This window comes from Polynucleobacter sp. AP-Kolm-20A-A1 (genome assembly GCF_018688315.1).
Taxonomy (GTDB): Bacteria; Pseudomonadota; Gammaproteobacteria; order Burkholderiales; family Burkholderiaceae; genus Polynucleobacter.
In genome coordinates, this window is sequence record NZ_CP061315.1 from 311929 (window position 1) to 332286 (window position 20358).

Sequence of the window (20358 nt, forward strand, 5' to 3'; positions counted from 1 at the left end):
ATGAAGATGGTCTTTTTATTGCGTTTTAGATAGACATCTTAATATTCATTTTTAAGCATTAAAAAATAAATAATTGACCATTTATGAAAACTATAACTATAGTCATTCCCGTTTACTTTAACCAAGACTCACTACGCGATCTATCGAAGAGGCTATCTTTAGTTTGTTCTCAGTTGACGTCTATGGGTGTTAACGCATCTATAGTTTTTGTTGATGATGGATCAAAAGATAATTCATGGGACGAAATTCAGCAAATTCACATTGAGCATTCTAATGTTATCGCCGTTAGACACGCAAAGAACTATGGAACGGTGCAGGCAATTAAAACAGGATATATGCAAGTCGAATCAGATTGTTATACCTGTATCGCAGCAGATTTGCAGGATCCTCCGGAGTTAATTGTGGAAATGGTAAGACTTTGGGTTGATACTGATTATAAAATTATTTTATGTAGTAGAGAGAGTAAAAGTGATGGGTTTATTACAGATTTTTTATCTGCTTGTTATTTTAAGTTTATGAATATTTTTTTGGGAAACTATCCAGCTGGAGGGTTTGATATAACCTTGATTGATTCATCTTTAATTGGTTATTTCAGAAAGCTTCCTAAATATATGTATTTTCAACCATTAGTGATTGGGCTTGGAATTAGGTACTTGCAAATTCCATATGGTAGGTCAAAGAGAGTTCATGGAAAATCTAAGAATAATTTTATTAAAAAAATAAGATACTTTTCGGACAGCATCTTATCCGTTTCAAATTACCCACTAAGATTTGTCACATTATTTTCCTTGTCAATTGCGGCTACCTCACTTTTCTATTCCACATACTTGATAGGTTATAAAATCCTATTCGGAATAGAGACTAAAGGCTTTGCAACTTTAGTGGCGCTTTTTTCTTTTTTGGGTGCATCAATTATTGCAATGTTAGGAATTATTGGTGAATATGTATGGCGTTTATATGATTCCCAGTATGGACTTCCAGGGCCCGTTATAGAGGATGTATTGCGGAAAAATTTCGATGCCTGATTTTATTGTCTCGATTGGCTCAATTGGCTTTCTTGGGGAGGGGGCGCATTTCAACACTCCAGAGTTTTTGGGGCAACTCAATTACGATAAAAAAATATCATTCGAATTCCATTTTGGAAAAAAAAAGCTATTCATTGCTTTTGTTCAGACTGATGAACTTACGTGGACAAGTTTGCCTAGTTCAACATTTGGCGGATTTGAATCGAATGATAAATCTTCACTTGATCTACTGATTCAATTTATTGGGCTCATAGAAAAATATTTTTTGCAAAATAGCCTTGCAAAGATATTAAAAATCCACCTTCCCCCAACCTCCTCAGGCTACCACGCTGCTGAGCTTCAATTTTATTCGCTATATACACAAGGTTATTTAATAGAAAATTGTAATTTAAGTTATTGCTTACCAATTCAGGGCTTTAATTTCAATGATCTTGTAAGCCAAGGCAATCTAAAAAGAATAAAAAAATGCATCAGAGAAGGATGTGTTTTTCATGTGGCAGGAGTTAGGGATTTGAGCGCTGTATATGAGGTTATTTCATTGAACAGGGCGTTTAAGGGTTACCCTATGACTTTGAGCTATTCCCAGTTATTGGAGCAAGTCCAATTATTCCCATCTAAATTTAAGTTTTTTTGCTATAAATTAAACGATGAAATTATTGCAAGTGCAGTAGCAATAAAAATTACTGCCAATACTCTTTACGTGCTTTATTGGGGTGATGTACCCGAGTATCGCTCTTACAGCCCTATCGTTAGTTTATGTAAAAATATTTACGATTACTGCAATGAAAATAAGATTGATTATCTTGATATCGGCACAGCAACTGTTGATAAGGAGCCTAATTTTGGCCTAATTGATTTCAAATCGGATTTAGGATTTAGTCCCAATTTAAAATTTACCATGCAGAAAGTCATAAAAATATAATGAGAAACTTAGATAGCTATACAGATGAGTTCCTGGAATTACCTTTTGAGAGAACGCAGGAATTATTTAGAAGGGAGGCTATTTTAGAATGTATTGATAAAAATGGTTACAAAAATATCTTGGAAGTTGGGTGTGGGATTGAGCCTATTTTTACATCATTGCCAGATAGCATCAACTGTACGGTTGTGGAGCCCACTAAAAGCTTTTTTCAAATTGCATCTCTAAAGGCAGAAAATTATAGAAATTGCCAAGTCGTTAATTCCACGGTTGAAGAGTTTGAAACTCAGTCGGAATACGATTTAATAATAGTTGCCAGTGTTTTGCATGAAGTGGTTGAGAAAGAGGCATTCATCAAGAAGATATGGCATCTTGCTGGCAGCAACACAAATTTGTATATTAATGTGCCAAATGCAAAGTCTATGCATCGGTTATTGGCGGTGTCTATGGGGCTAATAAAAGTAGAAACTGAGATATCTGCCACCCAAGTTAAGATGCAGCAAATTTCTGTTCCCTATACATTAGAATCACTCTCAAATTTTTTAACGAAGTTTAATTTTACTGTAATGAATTATGGTACGGTATTTATTAAGCCGTTTACGCATGATCAAATGCAGTATTTGGTTAGCACTGGATTTTTGACAAATGAGATGCTGCGCGGTTTTAATCGCCTGACAGAATTTTTTCCTGAATTTGGCTCAGAAATATGGATGATGGCAAGGAAAGAAAATGTATAACTCACTTATTCTTGGCGGCGGCTTAAATTCGCTTATTGCAAGCCTAACTTTGAGTGATGTTCAATCAAACCAGGTTAATCTTTTTACAGATGGCAGACCTTTTGGGGCTCATTTTTTGGGCCAAGAGTTAGATGGTTATTCGTTTGATAACGGAATGATCTATGTGGAGCCCGCTATTAATGTCAGAGAGCCGCAAGTAAACGCTACTCCACCCTATAGCCCTGGCGTTAGATATGACTGGGCAAGGTTTGGACATCAATTAAATAATTTTCTCTCTGACATTATTACCTTGAAGCAGGTGGATACCCCCCTTTCTTATATTAATGGCCGGTACTATCCAGACTTGCTTATTTCAGATAGATTAGATTCTATCCGCGATATTATTGGTATCCATGGGCCGAGAGACCCTTGCCCCGAGCATTTACACCCTAGATACAAAAATATTAGCTCACAGTGGGATGAGCTCACATATGTAGAGGCTACTAAAATTTTTCATGGGCAGGATTTAAGTGAATTGATAAATGGATCATTTCTCAAAAAGTTTTGCCCGCCAGAGCAGGTAACTAAAATTTTAGCAAGATATCATCGAATGTTATGGCTTCCGATTTATTATCCAGAAACAATTTTGTCTGCCATCCAAGGGTCTACAGAAATCCCTCTGCCTGAATATAAATTTTTTGTACCGGAAAATGGATTTGTAGGGGAATTGGTGCGTAACTTGGTGGATAAGTTAAAGTCGCGAAAGAATGTGAAGCTGTATACGGCCCCCATAAAGAGTTTGGCTATAAACGAGAATGTATTTAATATACTCACAGATGACTCTGTTGTCTCAATCGATGTTAATGGTTCGGCGTACTCAAGTTTGTCTATGGATAGATTGCTTAAGTTGGGTGGAAGCAGTTTCAAGCATAGCGGGAAATTAGAGTGTACTGGAGTGCATGTGTGCTATGTCATAGTTGATAAGAGATATATAAAAAATAAATTCTCAACCTTGAATATTTTAGACTCATCGGAGCCCCTTCTTAGAATTTCAAATATGGATTCGCTAACCCATGATTTAGAGGGCTATTCGCGAATCACTATCGAGTACCCATTGGATTTTTCTGATCCCGATGGCGGCCCCCCTCCATCGGATGAGTTCGTAAGGCGAGATATTTCTAGGCATATTTTCTGTGGGGGGGTCCATGACAATGATGCAGTTCACATTCTAAAGAAGGTCACATTAAATAAGGCATTAGTATTGCCCACCTTAGATAATTTAGCCCTCTACCGCCAGTCTAGAGAGATTGTAGGGCGAGAATTACCTCAAATTAAATGTTTTGGTAGTGCGTCTCACTATGGGGCTGCCAGTATGAATGATCAGATCATTCAAGGACTTTCCGTTGGGAGGAGATTTTATGAATAATCTTGGTGCGCACCTTGATTTGATTGCTGCAAACTATCACCTCTCTGACAGCATGCAAGATAAGCACATAGAGGAAATATCGCAGGTTTTTGCAGTTTCACGAATTGCCCAAGATATAAAGCCTTCAGATAGCATCTTGGAGCTAGGATACGGTGATGGGATTACTACTCAGATATTATCTGAGCAATTTGAAAATTATTCAGTGATTGAGGGCTCCAAAATACTTTTTGACATTGCATCAAAATTATTTCCACGAGTAAATTTTATACACTCCTTTTTTGAGGTTTATGAGCCATCGCAGCCTTATAATAAAGTGTTGGCTTTACATGTCTTTGAGCATGTAGACAATCCTATCGAGCTATTATTAAAGCTGCGCAGTTGGGTTAGTGACAATGGAGAGTTAATAGTAATTGTCCCCAATTCGCAATCTTTTCATCGTCGCCTAGCATTAGAGGCTGGGTTAATAGGCTCCCTTGATGAGTTGAGCTCTAGGGATAAGATGGTCGGCCATCTTCGTGTGTATAATTTGTCCACCCTCACAGATCATTTGCAAAGTGCCGGCTTTGAAATTATTGAGTCGACTGGATTGTTTTTTAAGCCATTTGCAAATTCACAGCTGTTGCATTTAGATAAAAATATTATTAGTGCAATGAACTCTGTGGCTGTTAATTTTCCTGCTGAGTTTGGAGCTAATCTTCTAATCAGGGCACGAAAATGTTGATAAATTTGCCTTTGTCGGGTTGACATGAGATCCCATTGATGTGCGCAAAAAAAAGTCCGCTAAGAAAAGAGGTAATTAGGTTTTTGATGGCCGGCTCTATCAACACCGTACTAACCTATTTAATTTATTATGTAGCAGTAGTAAGTCTTGGATATGCCCAAGCTTTTAGCCTTGCCTTTGTTTTTGGGGCTATATTTTCTTATATTTTTTATTGTATTTTTGTCTTTAAGGCCCGGATAAAATTATCTAAATTTTACAAATATCCTTTATTATATTTAATGCAATACCTTGCTGGCCTGATAGTTTTAACTATCTTAATTAGGATAGTAGGCATTGATATGAAGATTGCCCCAATTTTTAATGTGGCCATAACTATGCCAGTTACTTTTTTTCTTAATAGATGGTTTTTTCTTAGGGAATAATTAATGCCGAAGTGGAGTGTTGATACCTGCCAACTTCTAGAGCTTCCTAGAGTTAATGACCGTCGTGGGAATTTAACGTTTATTGAAAATTCAAATCAAATTCCTTTTGACATCAAACGAGTTTACTATTTATACGATATCCCCGGTGGGTCTGATCGGGGCGCTCATGCTCATAAAAACCTTCATCAATTTGTAGTGGCAATGTCTGGGAGCTTTGACATTGAATTGGATGATGGTGTTAAGAAGAAAAAATTTCATTTAAATAGGTCTTATTATGGGCTTTATGTTTGTCCAATGATGTGGAGGTCATTGGACAACTTTTCCTCAGGGGCTGTGTGTATGGTTTTGGCTTCCGATATTTATAGTGAGGATGACTATATTCGTAGTTATCGGGAATTCCAAAATATAAAAGGATAGTGCATTGAAAGTTCCCTTTTTAGATCTTCATTCCATAAATAATCGCTTTAGAGATGAGTTTCATTTAGCTCTTGATCGCGTCCTTGATTCTGGTAGTCTCATCTTAGGCTCGGAAGTGGAAAGATTTGAAAAGTCATTTGCCGCTTTTTCTGATGCTAAGTATTGTGTAGGTGTTGCAAATGGCCTCGATGCCTTAACTTTGGTTTTAAGGGCATGGGGCATAGGTCCTGGCGATGAAGTGATTGTTCCCTCAAATACGTTTATTGCAACTTGGTTGGCAGTAAGTAATTTAGGGGCGACTCCGATTGGAGTTGAACCAAATTTAGAAACTCATAATATCGACGTTTCTAAAATCGAGGAAGCCGTCACACCGCGAACTAAGGTAATTATTCCGGTGCATTTATTTGGTCAGCCTGCGGATATGGACTCTGTCAATTCCCTTGCTAAAAAATATAATTTACTAGTCTTAGAGGATGCTGCTCAAGCCCATGGTGCCAGATATAAAAATCGGTCGGTAGGCTGCTTGGGGGATGCTGCAGCATTTAGCTTTTATCCAGGGAAAAATCTAGGTGCGCTGGGGGATGGGGGTGCCATTACAACAAATAATTTTGAGTTAGACCAAAAACTTCGCATGTTAAGAAGCTATGGCTCAATGGTGAAATACGAACATCAAATTCTGGGGTGTAATTCAAGATTGGACGAGCTTCAGGCGGCATTTCTTTCCGCAAAATTGCCATTACTGGACTCGGATAACCAGAGGCGAAAGGACATCGCTAGCATGTATCAGGCTGGACTTAGGGATTCAGGCCTTTTATTGCCTTTTGTGCCCGATTGGGCAAATCCTGTATGGCATCTTTATGTTGTGCGTATAAAAAATTCTAGAGATATTTTCAAGGAGCATCTTAATTCACTTGGTGTGGGCACTCTTATTCACTATCCCAAGCCTCCTCATATGCAGATGGCATACTCGGGCCTAAATCAGATAGATAAACATTCTTTGGCGCAGTCTTTGTCTGATCAGATATTGAGTCTGCCAATGGGCCCACATTTAGGTGATGAGCAGGTTGAATTTGTTATTAATTCCCTTTGTAGGTTATCCGTCGCGGGCTAATCTGATTCCTAATTTAGAGAATTAAAAGTGGCGGTAAAGTGGCAATGCTCCATATCGTCAAGTTTAATCTTAGGGCACCAAGCTCAAGAACAAATACTCAAAAAATATGATGAGGTGCACAACGCCTTGCAGTATGGTTGTTCTGCCGATGGCCAGTGTCAGCGCCCCAATAAAGAATGACAAATACATTAATGTAAGATTAAGCGAGCTGATGCCAAGGCTAAGGGGTAGATTAAAGAAAATTGCGATCGCTGCTACCGTAGGAATCGTTAAGCCAATACTAGCTAATGCAGATCCCAGCGCTAAATTCAGACTGCTTTGTAAGCGTTTTGCTCTTGCTGCCCTAACTGCGGCAAAGCTTTCTGGCATAAGAACTAATAGGGCAATCGCAATACCTACAATAGTTTTTGGGGCTCCGGCGGATTTCACGCCAGATTCAATAGCCGGGCTTAATAGTTCTGCAAGCCCCACAACCACAATCAGTGACAAAATGAGTAATGTAGCGCTAATAGCAGTCTTTAGATTACTTGGTTTTTGTGCGTGAAAATTAACGTCTGTTTTCTTTTCATTTGTCTTGGGTAGGTAATAGTCGCGATGGCTAACTGTCTGGAAGAATAAAAAAGCGGCATAAAGTGCAAAGGAGGCAATGCCGGCAAATGCAAGCTGACTCTTTGTAAAATCAGGGCCAGGCGTGCTAACAGTGACAATGGGCATGACCAAAATAAATGTAGCTAAGGCGGTCAGCACTGCCAGGGCAGAATTAGCACCTTCATTACGAAAAGACATTTCATATTGTTTGAGGCCGCCCACAAAAATACACATACCAATTACGCCGTTAATGACAATCATCACGGTGGCAAAAACAGCATCTCTCGCAATAAACTCAGAGCCTTCATGGCCTGTAAGCATCATGGAAATAATCAAAGACACTTCAATAATGGTCACGCTAATCGATAGTACGAGGGTACCAAATGGCTCACCTGTTTTATGGGCAATGACCTCGGCGTGGTGGACTGCTGAGAGTACGCCTCCAATCAACATTACCGCCATCAGGATGATGAACCAAGTTTGACTGGCTAGGGAATGTAGTAGCTCCATTGGTGGTCCTTATTTATTGATGCAGATACACTTTTATTAAATTACGGTTAAGCTATTAACGTAGATTTATTGATTATGAGAGTTCGTATTGGAGTTTATAGGTATTTATGAAAGCAATCATTCTTTTTGGCCACGGTGCCCGCGATGTGCGTTGGCGTGAGCCCTTTGATCGACTTACCGGTCTATGGCGTGAGCAGCATAGCTCGACCCCGGTAGAGTTGGCGTTCTTGGAGATGATGCAGCCTACGCTCGATGAAGCCTTTGCCTCTCTGGCTTCTCGGGGCGCTACTCAAATTACGGTTATTCCTGTATTTTTTGGCCAAGGTGGCCACTTGCGTAATGACTTTCCAGTGTTGCTTGCTGCATGTCGGGAAAAGTATCCTCAGATTGCCTTAAGCGCTACGCCTGCCGTTGGCGAGGACTTGGCTGTCTTGCAGTCTATTGTGGATTTCGGAGCTAGAGCGCTCTAAGTTTTGAGTAGTAAAGGCTGCGCCCACCATGATGAGTGCTGGGGAGCTGCTATCAAACCAAGTATCTGCTTTGCCCTGGGCTAATTCGCCAAGCGTGCTACTCCATAAACGTTCGCGCGAAGTGCTCACCGCCTCTAGTATATGCACCGGAGTGTTGCCTGTTTGGTTAGGGCTTTGCTTAATTAACTGCTTCGCAATCTTTACAGCATCCTTGCGACCCATGTAGTACACCAAAGTATCTGCGCTTGGATTGGTAATAGGTTGACCAGGAACCGCACTTTGGGTGTTCTCGGTTCCTTGCGCTAATGTTACAAAAGCCACACTTCTAGAGGTGCCGCGTAGTGTCAGTGATTGTTGAATGCTAGCTGCACCTGCTAAAGCTGCGGTGATACCTGGCACTACTTCAACTGGAATACCTACCGCCTTAAGGGATTGTATTTCTTCATCAGCCCTACCAAAGAGCATGGGGTCGCCGCCCTTGAGGCGCACAATGACTTTATGTTTTTGAGCGGCGTCCACTAAGCGCTTATTAATGAAATGTTGAGCAGAAGAGAGTTTTCCACAACGCTTACCCACTGCAATCAGCTCAGCTTGTGTACAGAGGGACAACATCTCTGGATCAACCAAAGCATCATGAAAAACAATATCAGCCTGCGCTAGCAACTTAGCGCCACGCACAGTAATGAGATCGACCGCGCCAGGGCCAGCGCCAACTAAATAGACTTTACCGAGATTTGAGAAATTACTTTTCATGATGATGAATTTTTTTATCTTTAGATGGTAGCTAGCAAGCTTCTCTTGCCACGCCAACTGTTCTGAGTTGTTACTGAGAACAAATCAAACTGTCTAAGTGCAACATCTAAGTCTTGATCAGGACGCAATGCAAAACTATCAAAACCGACACGAGCACCCTGCAATAGTTGATCAATGAGCACATCGCCAATAGCGCGAATCTCGCCAGTCCATTGGAAACGATCTCTCAGTAGCGCTGCAGTGCTGAAGCTTCTACCATCCCTGAAGATTGGGAAGTGTGCGGCCACTAAAGGCCAGATGCTCTTACCTTGCTCAATCACATCTGCATGCTTAAGGATGTCATCATCCGCTGCAAACCACACGCCAATGTGACCAGATTTAGTCTTTGCTTGTACATCTATTTCATAGTGATGTTGAACCCACCAAGCAAATGGCACCAAAACCTTGCTCTTGCCATGCTTTAGGTCGGGTAAGCCGCCTTCATCTTGGCTGCCGCTCCAGATAAGCCATTCATTTGGGCCAAAGCTTGGTTTTTGCCCTTTTGGAAAGCGCAAAATCTGTTCGTGCGCAGCGATAGTATTGCTATTGCTCTGCGCCTGACTCATGATGCATCTCCAGTTGCTTCAACTGCATTACTTTTCTTGGCGTGCTCTTTCTTATTTTTATAAGCCGCTTCTTTGAAAGGGATTACTCCAAGGCGGCGATAGCTAGCAATAAAGGATTCATCCTCAGTGCGCTCTTTAACGTAGGTATTAATGATGTTGGTAATCACATCAGGGATCTCATCGGCATAGAAAGAAGGCCCAATAACTTTGCCAATAGCAGCGTTATTGCCTTGCTCGCCACCTAAGGTGATTTGATACCACTCTTCACCGTCTTTATCGACCCCTAAAACACCGATATTGCCAACGTGGTGGTGACCGCAGGAATTAATGCAACCTGAGATGTTAAGGCTGATGTCGCCAAGATCAAATAAATAATCTAAGTCATCAAAACGTTCTTGAATCGCCTTAGCAATTGGTAGAGACTTAGCATTAGCTAAAGAGCAAAAGTCACCACCTGGGCAGGCAATGATGTCAGTTAGCAAACCCACATTAGGCAATGCCACTTTTTGCTTTTTTGCTTCTTGCCAGAGCTCATAAAGTTTGGCTTGCTCAACATCTGCCAGAACCAAGTTTTGTTCATGGGTAGCGCGCAACTCACCAAAACTATATTGATCGGCTAAGTCGGCAATGGCATTCATTTGCGCAGTAGTAGCATCACCGGGCGCAACAGTGCCGTGTGGCTTGAGTGACAAAATCACGCTGGCATAGCCAGGCACTTGATGTGGTTTGACATTGCGTTCTAACCATCTTGCAAATGCTGATTTTTCTGTATCACTTGCTTGGTTAGTAATTTGTTCGATTGTTAAGGCTGGCAAGCTCTTGTAAGCAGGCTTAGTAAAGTGTTTTGCAACACGATCCCATTCTGCTTGAGTGAAATTATCGTCACCATCTTTGTTGTAAAGCCATTCACCTTCAACTTGGCGAGCAAACTCCTCAGGGCTGAGTGCTTTCACTAAGATCTTGATGCGGGCCTTGTAGAGGTTGTCTCTGCGGCCGAAGCGGTTATACACACGCAATAGGGCTGTTAGATAACCGGGCAATAACTGCCATGGGAGATCTTGCTTAATGAGTGATCCCAATATTGGGGTACGACCCATGCCACCGCCAGCATAGATATCAGCTATGAGTTTACCCTGTGCATTCTTTTTAAGCTCGATGCCAACATCGTGGCAGAGTAATACTGTGCGATCTTCTTTGGCACCGTTGACAGCAAACTTAAATTTACGCGGCAAGTGTGCGAATTCAGGATGTAGCGTTGACCACTGACGCAGAAGTTCGCAAATTGGGCGAGTATCAACATATTCATCACCAGCAACACCAGCAAACGCATCGCTCGTAATATTGCGAATGCAGTTGCCTGAGGTTTGGATGGCATGCATTTCTACTTTAGCTAAGTCAGCCAAAATATCTGGTGTGTCTTCTAGTGTTACCCAGTTGTATTGAATGTTTTGGCGTGTAGTGAAGTGACCATAACCACGGTCATATTTTTCAGAGATATACGCTAAGGCTCTAAGCTGTTTGGAATTAAACAGGCCATATGGAATAGCTACGCGCAGCATATAAGCATGGCGTTGATGGTAGAGGCCATTTTGCAAACGCAGTGGACGGAATTCTTCCTCGGCTAGGGTGCCATTGAGGCGCCGTGCTACTTGATCCTGAAATTGCGCAACTCGTTGATCTACAAGGGTTTGGTCAATGTGGTCATATCTATACATAGGCCACGATTGTGCAGGCTTTTCATTATTCTTCAAAATACTAAAATATCCACCCTATATAACTTATAGATATATAGAGCTAAATTCGGCAAAGGTTGCCTCTGAAAGTAGTAAAGCCCCAATCTATGGGGCTTTACTGAGTATTTTCAAGTTTTTATTGCTTGCTACTTGCAGCCAGTTTTGGTTTGTTGAAGGTTTGCTTAGAGACCAAATTCCCGATAGTGCCTGTAGAGGTTGGCAATAGAGGCGAATCCCAGAATCACAATGAGTACCGCAAATAGGTAATCAACCGTGAGATAGCTAAAGACACCAAAGTGGACGAGCGCTACAGCCGCAACAAAGGCGGCAATAGATCCAAACGCTACCAGTTTGAAGTTAGGAATAAATGCACCCAAAGTAATCGCAATGAACACAATATAGAGATCAGAGACCAGTTGATCTGCGGTTACAAACACAGTGTTCGTAAATTCTGGATTAATGAACTTACCCAGTACTGCAATAATCAGAATCAGCGCCAAGATGGCAAAGTTTAGCTTTGCCTTAAGCAGAATTGTTTTGAGTTGATCATTCATATTGGGCTGACTTACTTAAGCGCCGTTACCGTTAAACACTAGGCTGATACCGAGCCATAGCAATACAAAAGCGACGAGCACGGTAAAGCCAATCTTTTTCAGAAAGTATTCCAGACTATCCATATAGGCTTCATCGTTGCGGCCAAACCATTGGTCAAAACGTTTCCACACAAGGCGGCCCACTACAAGCGGTAGAAGCATGGCGACGATGCCAAGAATCACGGTAAGGGTGGTATCCATTTAGTTTGTTCCTTATTGCTAAATGCGGTTTACTGTTCAAGTGGCGTCAGCATGGGTGCTGTAGGCCGGAAAGTCATACAGAATACAGGGGTTATCGACCAGGATGGATTTTTTAAGTACGGGATCACCCGCCCATTCACCCAAAAGATCGCACAGTTCAGCATCGTGGGGCATTTGCTTCTTGACCATCACGTGCGGCCAATCAGTGCCCCAAACCAGTCTTTGCGGGTTTGCTTCAATCACAGCGTCATTGAGGGGGCGCATATCGATATAAGGAAGATTGCCATCGCAAATGCGGTAGGGGCCTGTCATTTTGACCCAGGCCCGCTGATTTTTGAGTAGTTCTAGTAGCCCCTGAAAGCCTTTGTTATGGATTCCGTTATTAGCATGGCTATAACCAAAATGACCAAATACTAAATCGACTGGAAAGTTTTCAAAGACCTTAGCTAAATCAGGATACTCATTTACGTGCATCAATAATTCTAGATGCCAGCCAAAAGGTTTAATTCTGTCGGCTAAATTTTTGAGTTGTTGGATTGGTAATCCAGCAGACTTATCCGCTACATCCACAATATTGCAGCGAATACCGCGAACACCAGTTTGATGGAGTTGCTCTAATTCTGCATCGTTAATTTCACTAATGCTATTTGGTATGACTGCAACACCACGAAATGAATTTGGATTTGCTTTGAGTGCTGCGAGCATGGCGCGATTATCGGTGCCATACACACTGGGTTGCACTAATACTGCACGATCAATGCCCAACATCTTCAGTAAGGCTTGGTAGCTTTCTACCGTAGCATCCGGCGGTGTATAGATGCGCTCTTGCGCGTATGGGAATGTGCTTGCAGGTCCGCAGACGTGTGCATGGCAATCAACCGCCCCGGCCGGAAATGCAATTTTTGGGGATCTGATTTCTGGATCTGGGGCTTGGCACAACGGTGCCCAAAGAGCTTGATTCAAGATGATTGCTTCAAAATAATTAATGTTGTTTATTGAGGTTCAATATTCGCTTCTTTGGCAATCTTTTGATACTTAGCCATTTCTTCGCGAACGAACTTACTAAATTCAGCAGGGCTCATCGGGGTTGCTTTGATCCCTTTGGTTTCATAAGCAGTTTTTACTTCAGGATCTTGCATTGCCTGATTGATGTCGGTGTTGATCTTCTTCACGATGGCATTCGGTGTGCCTGCAGGTGCCCATACGCCAAACCACAATCCAATTTCAAAATTAGGGTAGCCTTGCTCCGCTACGCTTGCAATATCCGGAATAGCAGCATTACGTGTTTTGCTGGTAACGCCAAGCGCGCGTAACTTGCCGCCTTTAAGTTGACCAATCGCAGTATCGAGCGGTGCCATATAAAACGCGGTACGACCAGACATGGTGTCCTGAATTGCTTCTGGAGATCCTTTATAAGGAACATGAATCAGTTTGATGCCCATCACTTGATTAAAGTACTCAGCTGCTAGATGGGTTGAGCTACCAACCCCAGCAGAAGCAAAGGTAATTTCACCGGGCTTGGATTTGGCGGCAATCACTAAGTCGCGGATTGTCTGATAGGGGCCATCTGCAGCAGTCACCATGACATAAGGTGTTTGCCCCAAAATTGCTACATCAACCAAACTCTTTAATGGGTCGTACGGTAATTTTTTATAGATCGCTGGATTGGCTGCATACGATGCTGACTGTACCAACAAGGTATAACCGTCAGGTTCGGAGCTCACCACCACACCTGTCCCGATAAGTCCGCCAGCACCAGGACGGTTTTCAATAATGACTGACTGCTTCCAGCTTTCTGAAAGACTCTTAGCAACCACGCGGCCAGCAATATCAGCGCCTGAGCCAGTGGTCAAAGGAACAACCATTTTGACAGTACGGTTGGGGTAGTTTTGGGCGTGCGCTAGATTAGCCCCAATGACTCCAATTGCCAGGCTCGCCAAGAGGGTGATTCTCCCAAACTGACCAAGTGTAGATGCTGAAAGGCTGCGTAGGCCCTGGGTATAAGAGGTGAACATTTTGTCTCCTTAGTATTTTTATAGTTTCGTTGGATAATCTAACACGCTCTGGGAAATCAATAAATAAAGAAGCGCTAGTTAAGGGGCCCCATTAAGGGTGTTCACTAAGGGTGCTCAATAGGGAGACTTAAAAATGACTCAAATGCAAGACACGCAAATAGCGCAAGTAAACGGGGTTGAGATTGCCTACCGTTTTGATGGCCCTCAAGATGGGCGCGTCTTATTGGTGGCAAACAGCTTAATGGCCAACGGCAGCATGTGGGATTGGAATGTGCCTGCTTTTGCTGATCGGTATCGTGTATTGCGTTATGACAAGAGAGGTCATGGCAAATCTGGAGTAACTCCTGGGCCTTACAGTATTGCGCAATTGGCTGACGATGCAGTCGGACTATTAGACGCATTAAAAATCGATAAAGCGCATTTCATGGGCTTGTCGATTGGCGGCATGATTGGCCAGCAATTGGGCGCCCGCTATCCTGAGCGTGTGTACTCCCTCTCACTTTGCAATACCGCATCTGAAATGCCGCCACGTAGTTTGTGGGAAGACCGTTTTGAAACTGCTCGCACTAAAGGTATTGCAGGTTTAGTGGATGGAACAATTCAGCGTTGGTTTACCGCTCCTTTTATTGAGCGTGCTCCAGGCGATATTGAAAAAGTACGTCAAATGATTTTGGGTACAAACGTAGACGGCTACATTGGTTGTGGCAGCGCTGTACGTGATATGGCCCAAAGCACGATGTTGCTCAAGATTAAAACACCGACCCTCGTTCTCTCTGGCCGCAAAGACCCGGCTTGCACAGTAGAGCAGGGCACTGTTATTCATCGTTTGGTTGATGGATCCAAGATGGTTATCTTGGAGGATGCCGCCCATTTGTCTAATATTGAGCAACCCGCAGGATTTAACAAAATAGTGCGAGAATTCATTGATTCTGTAGATAGCACTTTATAAAACATCAGAAACACCATTTTCGTATTTCACTGCATTACTTTTAGAAAGCAAGTTCATGACGCAATTAGATGCTGCACAAGTTAAAGAGATTCGCACTGCTGTTTTAGGTGCGGCCGCCAAAGTTCCTGGAGCACTGATTGGACTTGGTATTTTGTTCATCGTATTGGGCATGATTGGAGTGGCGGGTCAGGTATTGTTTTCTTTGGTATCGGTAAATGTTTTGGGAATCTTCCTGTTTGCTGGTGGCTTGCTTCAGGCGATCCATGCATTTAAATCTGCAGGTTGGAAAAGTGTTAGCGTGCAAATGATTTTTGCTGTGATGTATATCGCTGTAGCAATTTATGTTTGGGCTTTCCCAATTCCAGCGCTTGAAGCGATTACTTTGTGGCTTGCCGCCATTTTCTTTATTACCGGCTTCTTACGTTTGGTTGCTGCATTTCAGCATCGCCATTTTGCTGAGTGGTTCTGGTTGGCTTTATCTGCTGCAATCTCGATTTTGATGGGCGTGCTCATCATGAACAACTTCCCGGCTGCCAGCTTATGGTTGCCAGGCCTGTTGATTGCCGTTGAATTGCTTTTGCAAGGTTGGTCATTATTCTTTATGGGCTTAGCAGCACGCTCACTCACGAAGTAAATTAGTAAAACAGGGATCTAAGGCGCATTCTTATGGCAATGAAAAAAACCGATCTGTACAAGAATTTGGCCTTAGCTACTGCTCAGCGCATGAAGAATGCAGCTAAGGCACCCAAGCTTGGAACTGCTGAAGAAAAAGCAAAATCCAAAAAAGAGTTGGCAGAGTCAAATCCTTTGCTCGCATCTTTGATGGGCAAAACCAAGGCGAAGCCTGTTAAGCCTGCCAAGCCAGCTAAGACCGCTAAGCCAGCCAAGACTAAGTAGTATCGATTCGATTTATTTCTTTTTTGAATATATGAGCATGAGATTGAAGCCGAAGGATTGTGTTTTTATTCTCGGCTTTATTTCTCAAGCAGCAGTGTCATGGGCGCAAATTGCGCCACCCCCAGATTACGATCAAAAGTTAGGCGACATGGTTGTTAATGCAACTCGTTCAGGAACGCCTCTGGACGAAATGTCTTTGAACACCACCATCTTGACCAAGGAAGTGCTGGAGTCTTCGCCTGATCAAACCATTGATCAAGTGTTGAAGAACGTGCCGGGCGTCTTCTTAAACGATGTACCTTATTACCAGAAGGATCCAACAGGGCAAAGCATCAATGTGCGCGGCTTGGGCTATGGCAGAACTCTAGTATTGATCGATGGACTCCCAGCCAATGATGCTTTTTATGGAACGGTGCAGTGGAATTTAGTACCCATGTCTTCGATTGAGTCTGTGGAGTTTGTGCGCGGCGGGGTTTCTAGCTTGTACGGCAACTATGGCATGGGCGGTGTAATTAATATCAATACCAAAAACCCTAAAAACAGTTCTCAAGATGTATCGGCAAGTATGGGTTCATTTGGCACAGGCAATGTGGCCGCCTCTAAAGACTTGATTGTTTCCGATGCGGTGCAAATGCGGTTTTCTGCGGATTACTTTTCAAGCGAAGGGTTTCAAAACTACGCAACGATCTCGCCAGGGTCGCCAAGCAATATTAAAAATGGCATGGGTACCGATGCAGCCAAGAATTCCAATGTCCGTTTGCAAAATTACTTTAAGCCAACGCAAGATACCAATGCCTTTCTCAGGATGGGCTACAGCACCATGGCAGATCAGAGTAATAACTATGCCATTGCCCCCAACTTGATACAGACTGCAGATGTAGCAGGCGGCTCCACAACCAATCTGGATGTTAATAAAAAAGTTCAGATGAATATCTATTATCAGAACACGAACTTTTATAAACAAACTGCCAATAACTTATCCACCGTACCTTACAAGCCTTACATCAACGCCAATTACACAGACCCATATTCAACACTTGGTGCATCGGCACAGTACACACATGATTTGAAAGCTGCCGGAATTGACCAGTACATTATTGGGGTGGATGCCAGAAACATTTCTGCATCCAATCAAACGAATAATCTCAGCCCTGTTGGTGCCGTTAGCTCCGTAAGCTATGCGCAAGGTCAACAAAATTTTTATGGCCTGCTGGGTCAAATTAAATCAAAGGCCAGCGCGATTCCACTGGAGGCTACATTAGGTGCGCGTGTTGATGTGTGGAATAGTCAAACACCAACTTCGTATAACGCCGGCGCCAATGGTGTCAACCCGGTTTATCAAGGCATACCAAATCAAAGTAAAACTCAAGCAAGCCCAACATTAGGCTTGCTATATAAGGCAACACAAAATTGGGATTTGCGTAGCGCTGCCTATCAAGCGTTTCATGCACCTAGTATGAACAACACATTACGCAGTTACGGTAACTCTGTTAGCGGCTACTCCCTAGCAAACCCGAACTTAACACCTGAAACTATGACGGGCTATGAGGTCGGAACCGACTACCGATGGAAGGGTGGTTTTGCGCAGCTCACTGCTTTTAATAATTACATTCAGAATGCCATCGCTAGTTACAAAATCACCAGCGCTAATTGGGCGTTTGCAAATGGACTGTGTAGTTCATCGGGACTTTCTGGGTGCTCTCAAAACAGTACGACCCCTGGCTATACCAATGTGAGTTACTACACCAATCAGCAGAATTTACAAAGTCGCGGTCTTGAACTGCAATATCACCATGATTTAAATAGTCATTGGGCTGTAGATGGTGGCTATACCTACACTAGAACAGTGTTGACATGGACCGCTACCACCGACCCAATTAATGCTCAGGTTGGCGGCGTTCCGATGAATATGGCTAATGCGGGCGTCACCTACTTCCCAGTTCCTGAGGCAAGCCTGACGACCACTGTTCGTTATGTCGGCAATTCGTGGATGTCAACAGGCACTCTTCCGGTCCCCGCTTATGCGGTGGTAGGTCTGAAAGCGAATTACCAGGTAACACCTCAAGCCACAGTATTTGCTTCCGTTGTGAACTTACTGAACCGCCAATATGTCACCTTCAATATTGCCTCCCAGGCTACGGCATATCAGGCCGGCATGCCCCAGGCGTTCACTGTTGGTGCGCGCCTTACCTTCTAGGCAATTAAACATATAGCAAACATAGGGCATTACCCTAGGGGGTATGGGTAGCCCCCTTTGCAAAAGAGTGATTAAATAGGCGCTGAAGTCAGAATAAATATTAAAAAATTTGGGAGATTTATAAATGAAAGCAATGAATAAGCCGGCGATGAATAAGTTCATCCCATTGGCAGCTGCTTTATTGGCAACCTCAGTGATTGGTCTACAGGGTTGCTCTACCGGCACCAATACTGCTGCGGGTGCTGCGCAGCCTGCTCCAGCTTGGAAGCAGGGTATGGGCGCAGATATGTCTAGTTCTAAGTTAGCCCCTATGGCTGGCAAGATGACTGCTACACCAGCAAACGAGATTCCACTTAACACCTTAAAGATGCCCCCAGGTTTCAAGATTGAGGTTTATGCAGCGGGCATTCCTGGCGCTCGTGAAATGGCGATGGGTGACAACGGAAAAATTTATGTTGGAACACGTGGCATTGGTCGCGTTTATGAAGTCAGCAATAACGGCAAAGAGCGCACTAGCCGCATAGTGGTTGATAAATTGGTGCAGCCATCTGGTGTTGCTTATAAAAATGGATCGCTCTATGTGATGGCGATTGACAAAGTGTTGCGCTACGACGGCATCAGCAAGAATCCAAATGTTGCTGCAGTTGATTTAACTTCGAAGTTCAACTTGCCACCAGAGCAGCACCATAACTGGAAGTACTTGGCCTTTGGCCCAGACGGCAAGCTATATGTTCCATTTGGAGCGCCTTGCAATATCTGTGAGTTGCCAACTCCCGAGTATGCGCAGATTCGTCGTTATAACCCAGATGGATCCGGTATGGAGGTGCTCGCTACTGGAGTACGTAATACCCAGGGCTTTGATTGGCATCCGATCACCAAACAACTCTGGTTCACAAACCATGGGCGCGATTGGATGGGCGACGATAAACCAAACGACACGCTCAATATCCTCACTAGCAAAGGTGAAAACTTTGGCTTCCCTTATTGCCATCAAGGCGACTTGCCAGATGACAAAATCATCAAGCCAAATGCCTGCGAAGGTGTAACTAAGCCGGTAGCGTTGTTGGGTGCTCATGCTGCGGCAATGGGCATTAAGTTCTACACAGGCAATATGTTCCCGCCAGAATATAAAAACGTGGCTTTCATTGCACGCAAGGGCTCTTGGAATCGTAATGTCAAATCAGGCTACGACGTTGTTACTGTAAAAGCCGATGCTGATGGTAAGAACGCCAAGATCACACCTTTCATTACTGGCTTTATGAATCCAGCAGATCAATCGTTCTGGGGTCGTCCTACATTCTTTATACAGTTGCCTGACGGCTCTTTGTTGCTTAGCGATGAACAGTTAGGTGCAATCTACAGAATTACGTATAAGAAATAAGGCAAGAAATAAGGCAAGAAATAAAACAAAAACAGTATTGGTATAAAAGTACTAGTGTTAATTAAATTGCTAAAAATAGCGGCGTTACTTTCGGGGCTTTATCTCTCCACCGGTACGCCGCTTTCTTATGCTCAAAATGTAAGCGCTAAATTAGCGGTTTGCGCTGCTTGTCATGGCGCTGATGGTAATTCGACTATGTCGGGTGTGCCGTCATTAGCAGGTCAACCAAAAGTCTTTCTTGAAAATAACCTCATCATGATTCGAGAGGGCATTCGAGACATTCCTGCGATGAAGGGTCAGCTAGATGGTTTGACCGATCCTCAGATTATTGCGTTGGCGAAGTTTTATTCTGCTCAAACGCTTAAGCCTGTACCAGGGCAGCGTGACGATGCTCTTTATGAGCGAGGCCAAGTACTTTCTAAGCAGGCACTCTGTGGAACATGTCACTTGCCTGATTATGTGGGTCGGGAGCAAATGCCGAGATTAGCTGGGCAGCGAGAAGATTACTTGTTACACACCATGCGCCAGTTCCGAAATAATCAAGCAACTGGGCGCGATACCATCATGGCGGCCTCTTTGTATGGCATGAATGATGATGATCTTAGGGCTATCGCCCAGTACTTATCCCAATTAAAATAAGATTTTTATCAGCTTATCAAACTACTTTACCCAGAGTCTTAAGGTAAATATTGATGCGTCGCCTATAAGT

General features: G+C 43.1%; 23 protein-coding genes. 15 read left to right on the forward strand and 8 right to left on the reverse strand.

Annotated elements, in window-relative coordinates; translation table 11 throughout:
• Positions 1-83 precede the first annotated feature (83 nt).
• The 8 genes from C2745_RS01695 (at position 84) to C2745_RS01730 (ending at position 6757) form a co-directional block, all read left to right on the forward strand.
• On the forward strand, positions 84-1025 hold the full coding sequence (locus tag C2745_RS01695) for a glycosyltransferase (RefSeq protein ID WP_215384625.1): 942 nt from the start codon (positions 84-86) through the stop codon (positions 1023-1025).
• A complete protein-coding gene (locus tag C2745_RS01700; protein ID WP_215384626.1) occupies positions 1018-1947 on the forward strand; it encodes a hypothetical protein in 930 nt (309 codons plus the stop codon). Before C2745_RS01695 ends, C2745_RS01700 begins: the two co-directional genes overlap by 8 nt.
• The gene (locus C2745_RS01705) at positions 1947-2681 is read left to right on the forward strand and encodes a bifunctional 2-polyprenyl-6-hydroxyphenol methylase/3-demethylubiquinol 3-O-methyltransferase UbiG (RefSeq protein ID WP_215384627.1); all 735 of its coding nucleotides are present in this window, start codon (positions 1947-1949) and stop codon (positions 2679-2681) included. The genes C2745_RS01700 and C2745_RS01705 overlap by 1 nt, the downstream gene beginning before the upstream one ends.
• Positions 2674-4086 (forward strand): hypothetical protein, encoded by a 1413-nt coding sequence (locus C2745_RS01710; protein ID WP_215384628.1) that lies wholly within the window; start codon positions 2674-2676, stop codon positions 4084-4086. Before C2745_RS01705 ends, C2745_RS01710 begins: the two co-directional genes overlap by 8 nt.
• A complete protein-coding gene (locus tag C2745_RS01715) occupies positions 4079-4807 on the forward strand; it encodes a class I SAM-dependent methyltransferase (RefSeq protein ID WP_215384629.1) in 729 nt (242 codons plus the stop codon). Before C2745_RS01710 ends, C2745_RS01715 begins: the two co-directional genes overlap by 8 nt.
• Positions 4808-4893: 86 nt before the next feature.
• Positions 4894-5229 (forward strand): GtrA family protein, encoded by a 336-nt coding sequence (locus C2745_RS09710; protein WP_215384630.1) that lies wholly within the window; start codon positions 4894-4896, stop codon positions 5227-5229.
• Positions 5230-5232: 3 nt separating this feature from the next.
• On the forward strand, positions 5233-5646 hold the full coding sequence (locus C2745_RS01725; RefSeq protein WP_215384631.1) for an FdtA/QdtA family cupin domain-containing protein: 414 nt from the start codon (positions 5233-5235) through the stop codon (positions 5644-5646).
• A 4-nt stretch (positions 5647-5650) separates the two neighbouring features.
• Complete coding sequence (locus C2745_RS01730; RefSeq protein ID WP_215384632.1) at positions 5651-6757, forward strand: DegT/DnrJ/EryC1/StrS aminotransferase family protein; 1107 nt, start codon at positions 5651-5653, stop codon at positions 6755-6757.
• A gap of 69 nt (positions 6758-6826) precedes the next feature.
• Here the strand turns inward: C2745_RS01730 and C2745_RS01735 are convergent, their stop codons facing one another.
• A complete protein-coding gene (locus tag C2745_RS01735) occupies positions 6827-7855 on the reverse strand; it encodes a calcium:proton antiporter (protein WP_215384633.1) in 1029 nt (342 codons plus the stop codon).
• Between the two features lie 107 nt (positions 7856-7962).
• On the opposite strand from C2745_RS01735, the gene C2745_RS01740 reads away from it, so the two are divergent.
• Positions 7963-8325, forward strand: a complete 363-nt coding sequence (locus C2745_RS01740) for a sirohydrochlorin chelatase (protein WP_215384634.1) — start codon at positions 7963-7965, stop codon at positions 8323-8325.
• Here C2745_RS01740 and cobA read toward each other — a convergent pair.
• The 7 genes from cobA to C2745_RS01775 all read right to left on the reverse strand — a co-directional run bounded on the left by cobA (position 8248) and on the right by C2745_RS01775 (position 14225).
• Positions 8248-9078, reverse strand: a complete 831-nt coding sequence (gene cobA, locus C2745_RS01745; RefSeq protein ID WP_215384635.1) for a uroporphyrinogen-III C-methyltransferase — start codon at positions 9076-9078, stop codon at positions 8248-8250. The genes C2745_RS01740 and cobA overlap by 78 nt on opposite strands.
• A gap of 20 nt (positions 9079-9098) precedes the next feature.
• Positions 9099-9683: a DUF934 domain-containing protein gene (locus C2745_RS01750; protein WP_215384636.1), complete on the reverse strand. Its 585-nt coding sequence runs from the start codon at positions 9681-9683 to the stop codon at positions 9099-9101.
• Positions 9680-11398, reverse strand: coding sequence for a nitrite/sulfite reductase (locus C2745_RS01755; protein WP_215384637.1), 1719 nt, complete (start codon positions 11396-11398; stop codon positions 9680-9682). Before C2745_RS01755 ends, C2745_RS01750 begins: the two co-directional genes overlap by 4 nt.
• Before the next feature lie 200 nt (positions 11399-11598).
• On the reverse strand, positions 11599-11970 hold the full coding sequence (locus C2745_RS01760; protein WP_215384638.1) for a hypothetical protein: 372 nt from the start codon (positions 11968-11970) through the stop codon (positions 11599-11601).
• A 15-nt stretch (positions 11971-11985) separates the two neighbouring features.
• A complete protein-coding gene (locus tag C2745_RS01765) occupies positions 11986-12210 on the reverse strand; it encodes a hypothetical protein (protein ID WP_128113177.1) in 225 nt (74 codons plus the stop codon).
• Between the two features lie 36 nt (positions 12211-12246).
• Entirely contained in the window at positions 12247-13173 is a 927-nt protein-coding gene (locus C2745_RS01770) for an amidohydrolase (RefSeq protein WP_215384639.1), read from the reverse strand.
• Positions 13174-13202: 29 nt separating this feature from the next.
• The gene (locus C2745_RS01775) at positions 13203-14225 is read right to left on the reverse strand and encodes a tripartite tricarboxylate transporter substrate binding protein (protein WP_215384640.1); all 1023 of its coding nucleotides are present in this window, start codon (positions 14223-14225) and stop codon (positions 13203-13205) included.
• A 133-nt stretch (positions 14226-14358) separates the two neighbouring features.
• On the opposite strand from C2745_RS01775, the gene pcaD reads away from it, so the two are divergent.
• From pcaD to C2745_RS01805, 6 genes are all read left to right on the forward strand, one after another.
• Entirely contained in the window at positions 14359-15174 is an 816-nt protein-coding gene (gene pcaD, locus C2745_RS01780) for a 3-oxoadipate enol-lactonase (protein ID WP_215384641.1), read from the forward strand.
• Positions 15175-15229: 55 nt separating this feature from the next.
• Positions 15230-15808, forward strand: a complete 579-nt coding sequence (locus tag C2745_RS01785) for an HdeD family acid-resistance protein (protein WP_215384642.1) — start codon at positions 15230-15232, stop codon at positions 15806-15808.
• 32 nt (positions 15809-15840) lie between these two features.
• Positions 15841-16071 (forward strand): hypothetical protein, encoded by a 231-nt coding sequence (locus C2745_RS01790; RefSeq protein WP_215384643.1) that lies wholly within the window; start codon positions 15841-15843, stop codon positions 16069-16071.
• 37 nt (positions 16072-16108) lie between these two features.
• Positions 16109-18268 carry a TonB-dependent receptor gene (locus C2745_RS01795; protein WP_215384644.1) on the forward strand — a complete coding sequence of 720 codons (2160 nt, stop codon included), beginning with the start codon at positions 16109-16111 and terminating at the stop codon, positions 18266-18268.
• Positions 18269-18392: 124 nt separating this feature from the next.
• Positions 18393-19649 (forward strand): sorbosone dehydrogenase family protein, encoded by a 1257-nt coding sequence (locus C2745_RS01800; RefSeq protein ID WP_251368348.1) that lies wholly within the window; start codon positions 18393-18395, stop codon positions 19647-19649.
• A gap of 54 nt (positions 19650-19703) precedes the next feature.
• Entirely contained in the window at positions 19704-20288 is a 585-nt protein-coding gene (locus C2745_RS01805) for a cytochrome c (protein ID WP_251368349.1), read from the forward strand.
• Positions 20289-20358: the final 70 nt, after the last annotated feature.

Excerpts from the sequence above, each read along its gene's own strand:
- C2745_RS01695 (WP_215384625.1), top strand. The coding sequence starts at position 84 with ATGAAAACTATAACTATAGTCATTCCCGTTTACTTTAACCAAGACTCA.
- C2745_RS01700 (WP_215384626.1), top strand. The coding sequence starts at position 1,018 with ATGCCTGATTTTATTGTCTCGATTGGCTCAATTGGCTTTCTTGGGGAG.
- C2745_RS01705 (WP_215384627.1), top strand. The coding sequence starts at position 1,947 with ATGAGAAACTTAGATAGCTATACAGATGAGTTCCTGGAATTACCTTTT.
- C2745_RS01710 (WP_215384628.1), top strand. The coding sequence starts at position 2,674 with ATGTATAACTCACTTATTCTTGGCGGCGGCTTAAATTCGCTTATTGCA.
- C2745_RS01715 (WP_215384629.1), top strand. The coding sequence starts at position 4,079 with ATGAATAATCTTGGTGCGCACCTTGATTTGATTGCTGCAAACTATCAC.
- C2745_RS09710 (WP_215384630.1), top strand. The coding sequence starts at position 4,894 with ATGGCCGGCTCTATCAACACCGTACTAACCTATTTAATTTATTATGTA.
- C2745_RS01725 (WP_215384631.1), top strand. The coding sequence starts at position 5,233 with ATGCCGAAGTGGAGTGTTGATACCTGCCAACTTCTAGAGCTTCCTAGA.
- C2745_RS01735 (WP_215384633.1), bottom strand. The coding sequence starts at position 7,855 with ATGGAGCTACTACATTCCCTAGCCAGTCAAACTTGGTTCATCATCCTG.
- C2745_RS01740 (WP_215384634.1), top strand. The coding sequence starts at position 7,963 with ATGAAAGCAATCATTCTTTTTGGCCACGGTGCCCGCGATGTGCGTTGG.
- cobA (WP_215384635.1), bottom strand. The coding sequence starts at position 9,078 with ATGAAAAGTAATTTCTCAAATCTCGGTAAAGTCTATTTAGTTGGCGCT.
- C2745_RS01750 (WP_215384636.1), bottom strand. The coding sequence starts at position 9,683 with ATGAGTCAGGCGCAGAGCAATAGCAATACTATCGCTGCGCACGAACAG.
- C2745_RS01755 (WP_215384637.1), bottom strand. The coding sequence starts at position 11,398 with ATGTATAGATATGACCACATTGACCAAACCCTTGTAGATCAACGAGTT.
- C2745_RS01760 (WP_215384638.1), bottom strand. The coding sequence starts at position 11,970 with ATGAATGATCAACTCAAAACAATTCTGCTTAAGGCAAAGCTAAACTTT.
- C2745_RS01765 (WP_128113177.1), bottom strand. The coding sequence starts at position 12,210 with ATGGATACCACCCTTACCGTGATTCTTGGCATCGTCGCCATGCTTCTA.
- C2745_RS01775 (WP_215384640.1), bottom strand. The coding sequence starts at position 14,225 with ATGTTCACCTCTTATACCCAGGGCCTACGCAGCCTTTCAGCATCTACA.
- pcaD (WP_215384641.1), top strand. The coding sequence starts at position 14,359 with ATGACTCAAATGCAAGACACGCAAATAGCGCAAGTAAACGGGGTTGAG.
- C2745_RS01785 (WP_215384642.1), top strand. The coding sequence starts at position 15,230 with ATGACGCAATTAGATGCTGCACAAGTTAAAGAGATTCGCACTGCTGTT.
- C2745_RS01790 (WP_215384643.1), top strand. The coding sequence starts at position 15,841 with ATGGCAATGAAAAAAACCGATCTGTACAAGAATTTGGCCTTAGCTACT.
- C2745_RS01795 (WP_215384644.1), top strand. The coding sequence starts at position 16,109 with ATGAGATTGAAGCCGAAGGATTGTGTTTTTATTCTCGGCTTTATTTCT.
- C2745_RS01800 (WP_251368348.1), top strand. The coding sequence starts at position 18,393 with ATGAAAGCAATGAATAAGCCGGCGATGAATAAGTTCATCCCATTGGCA.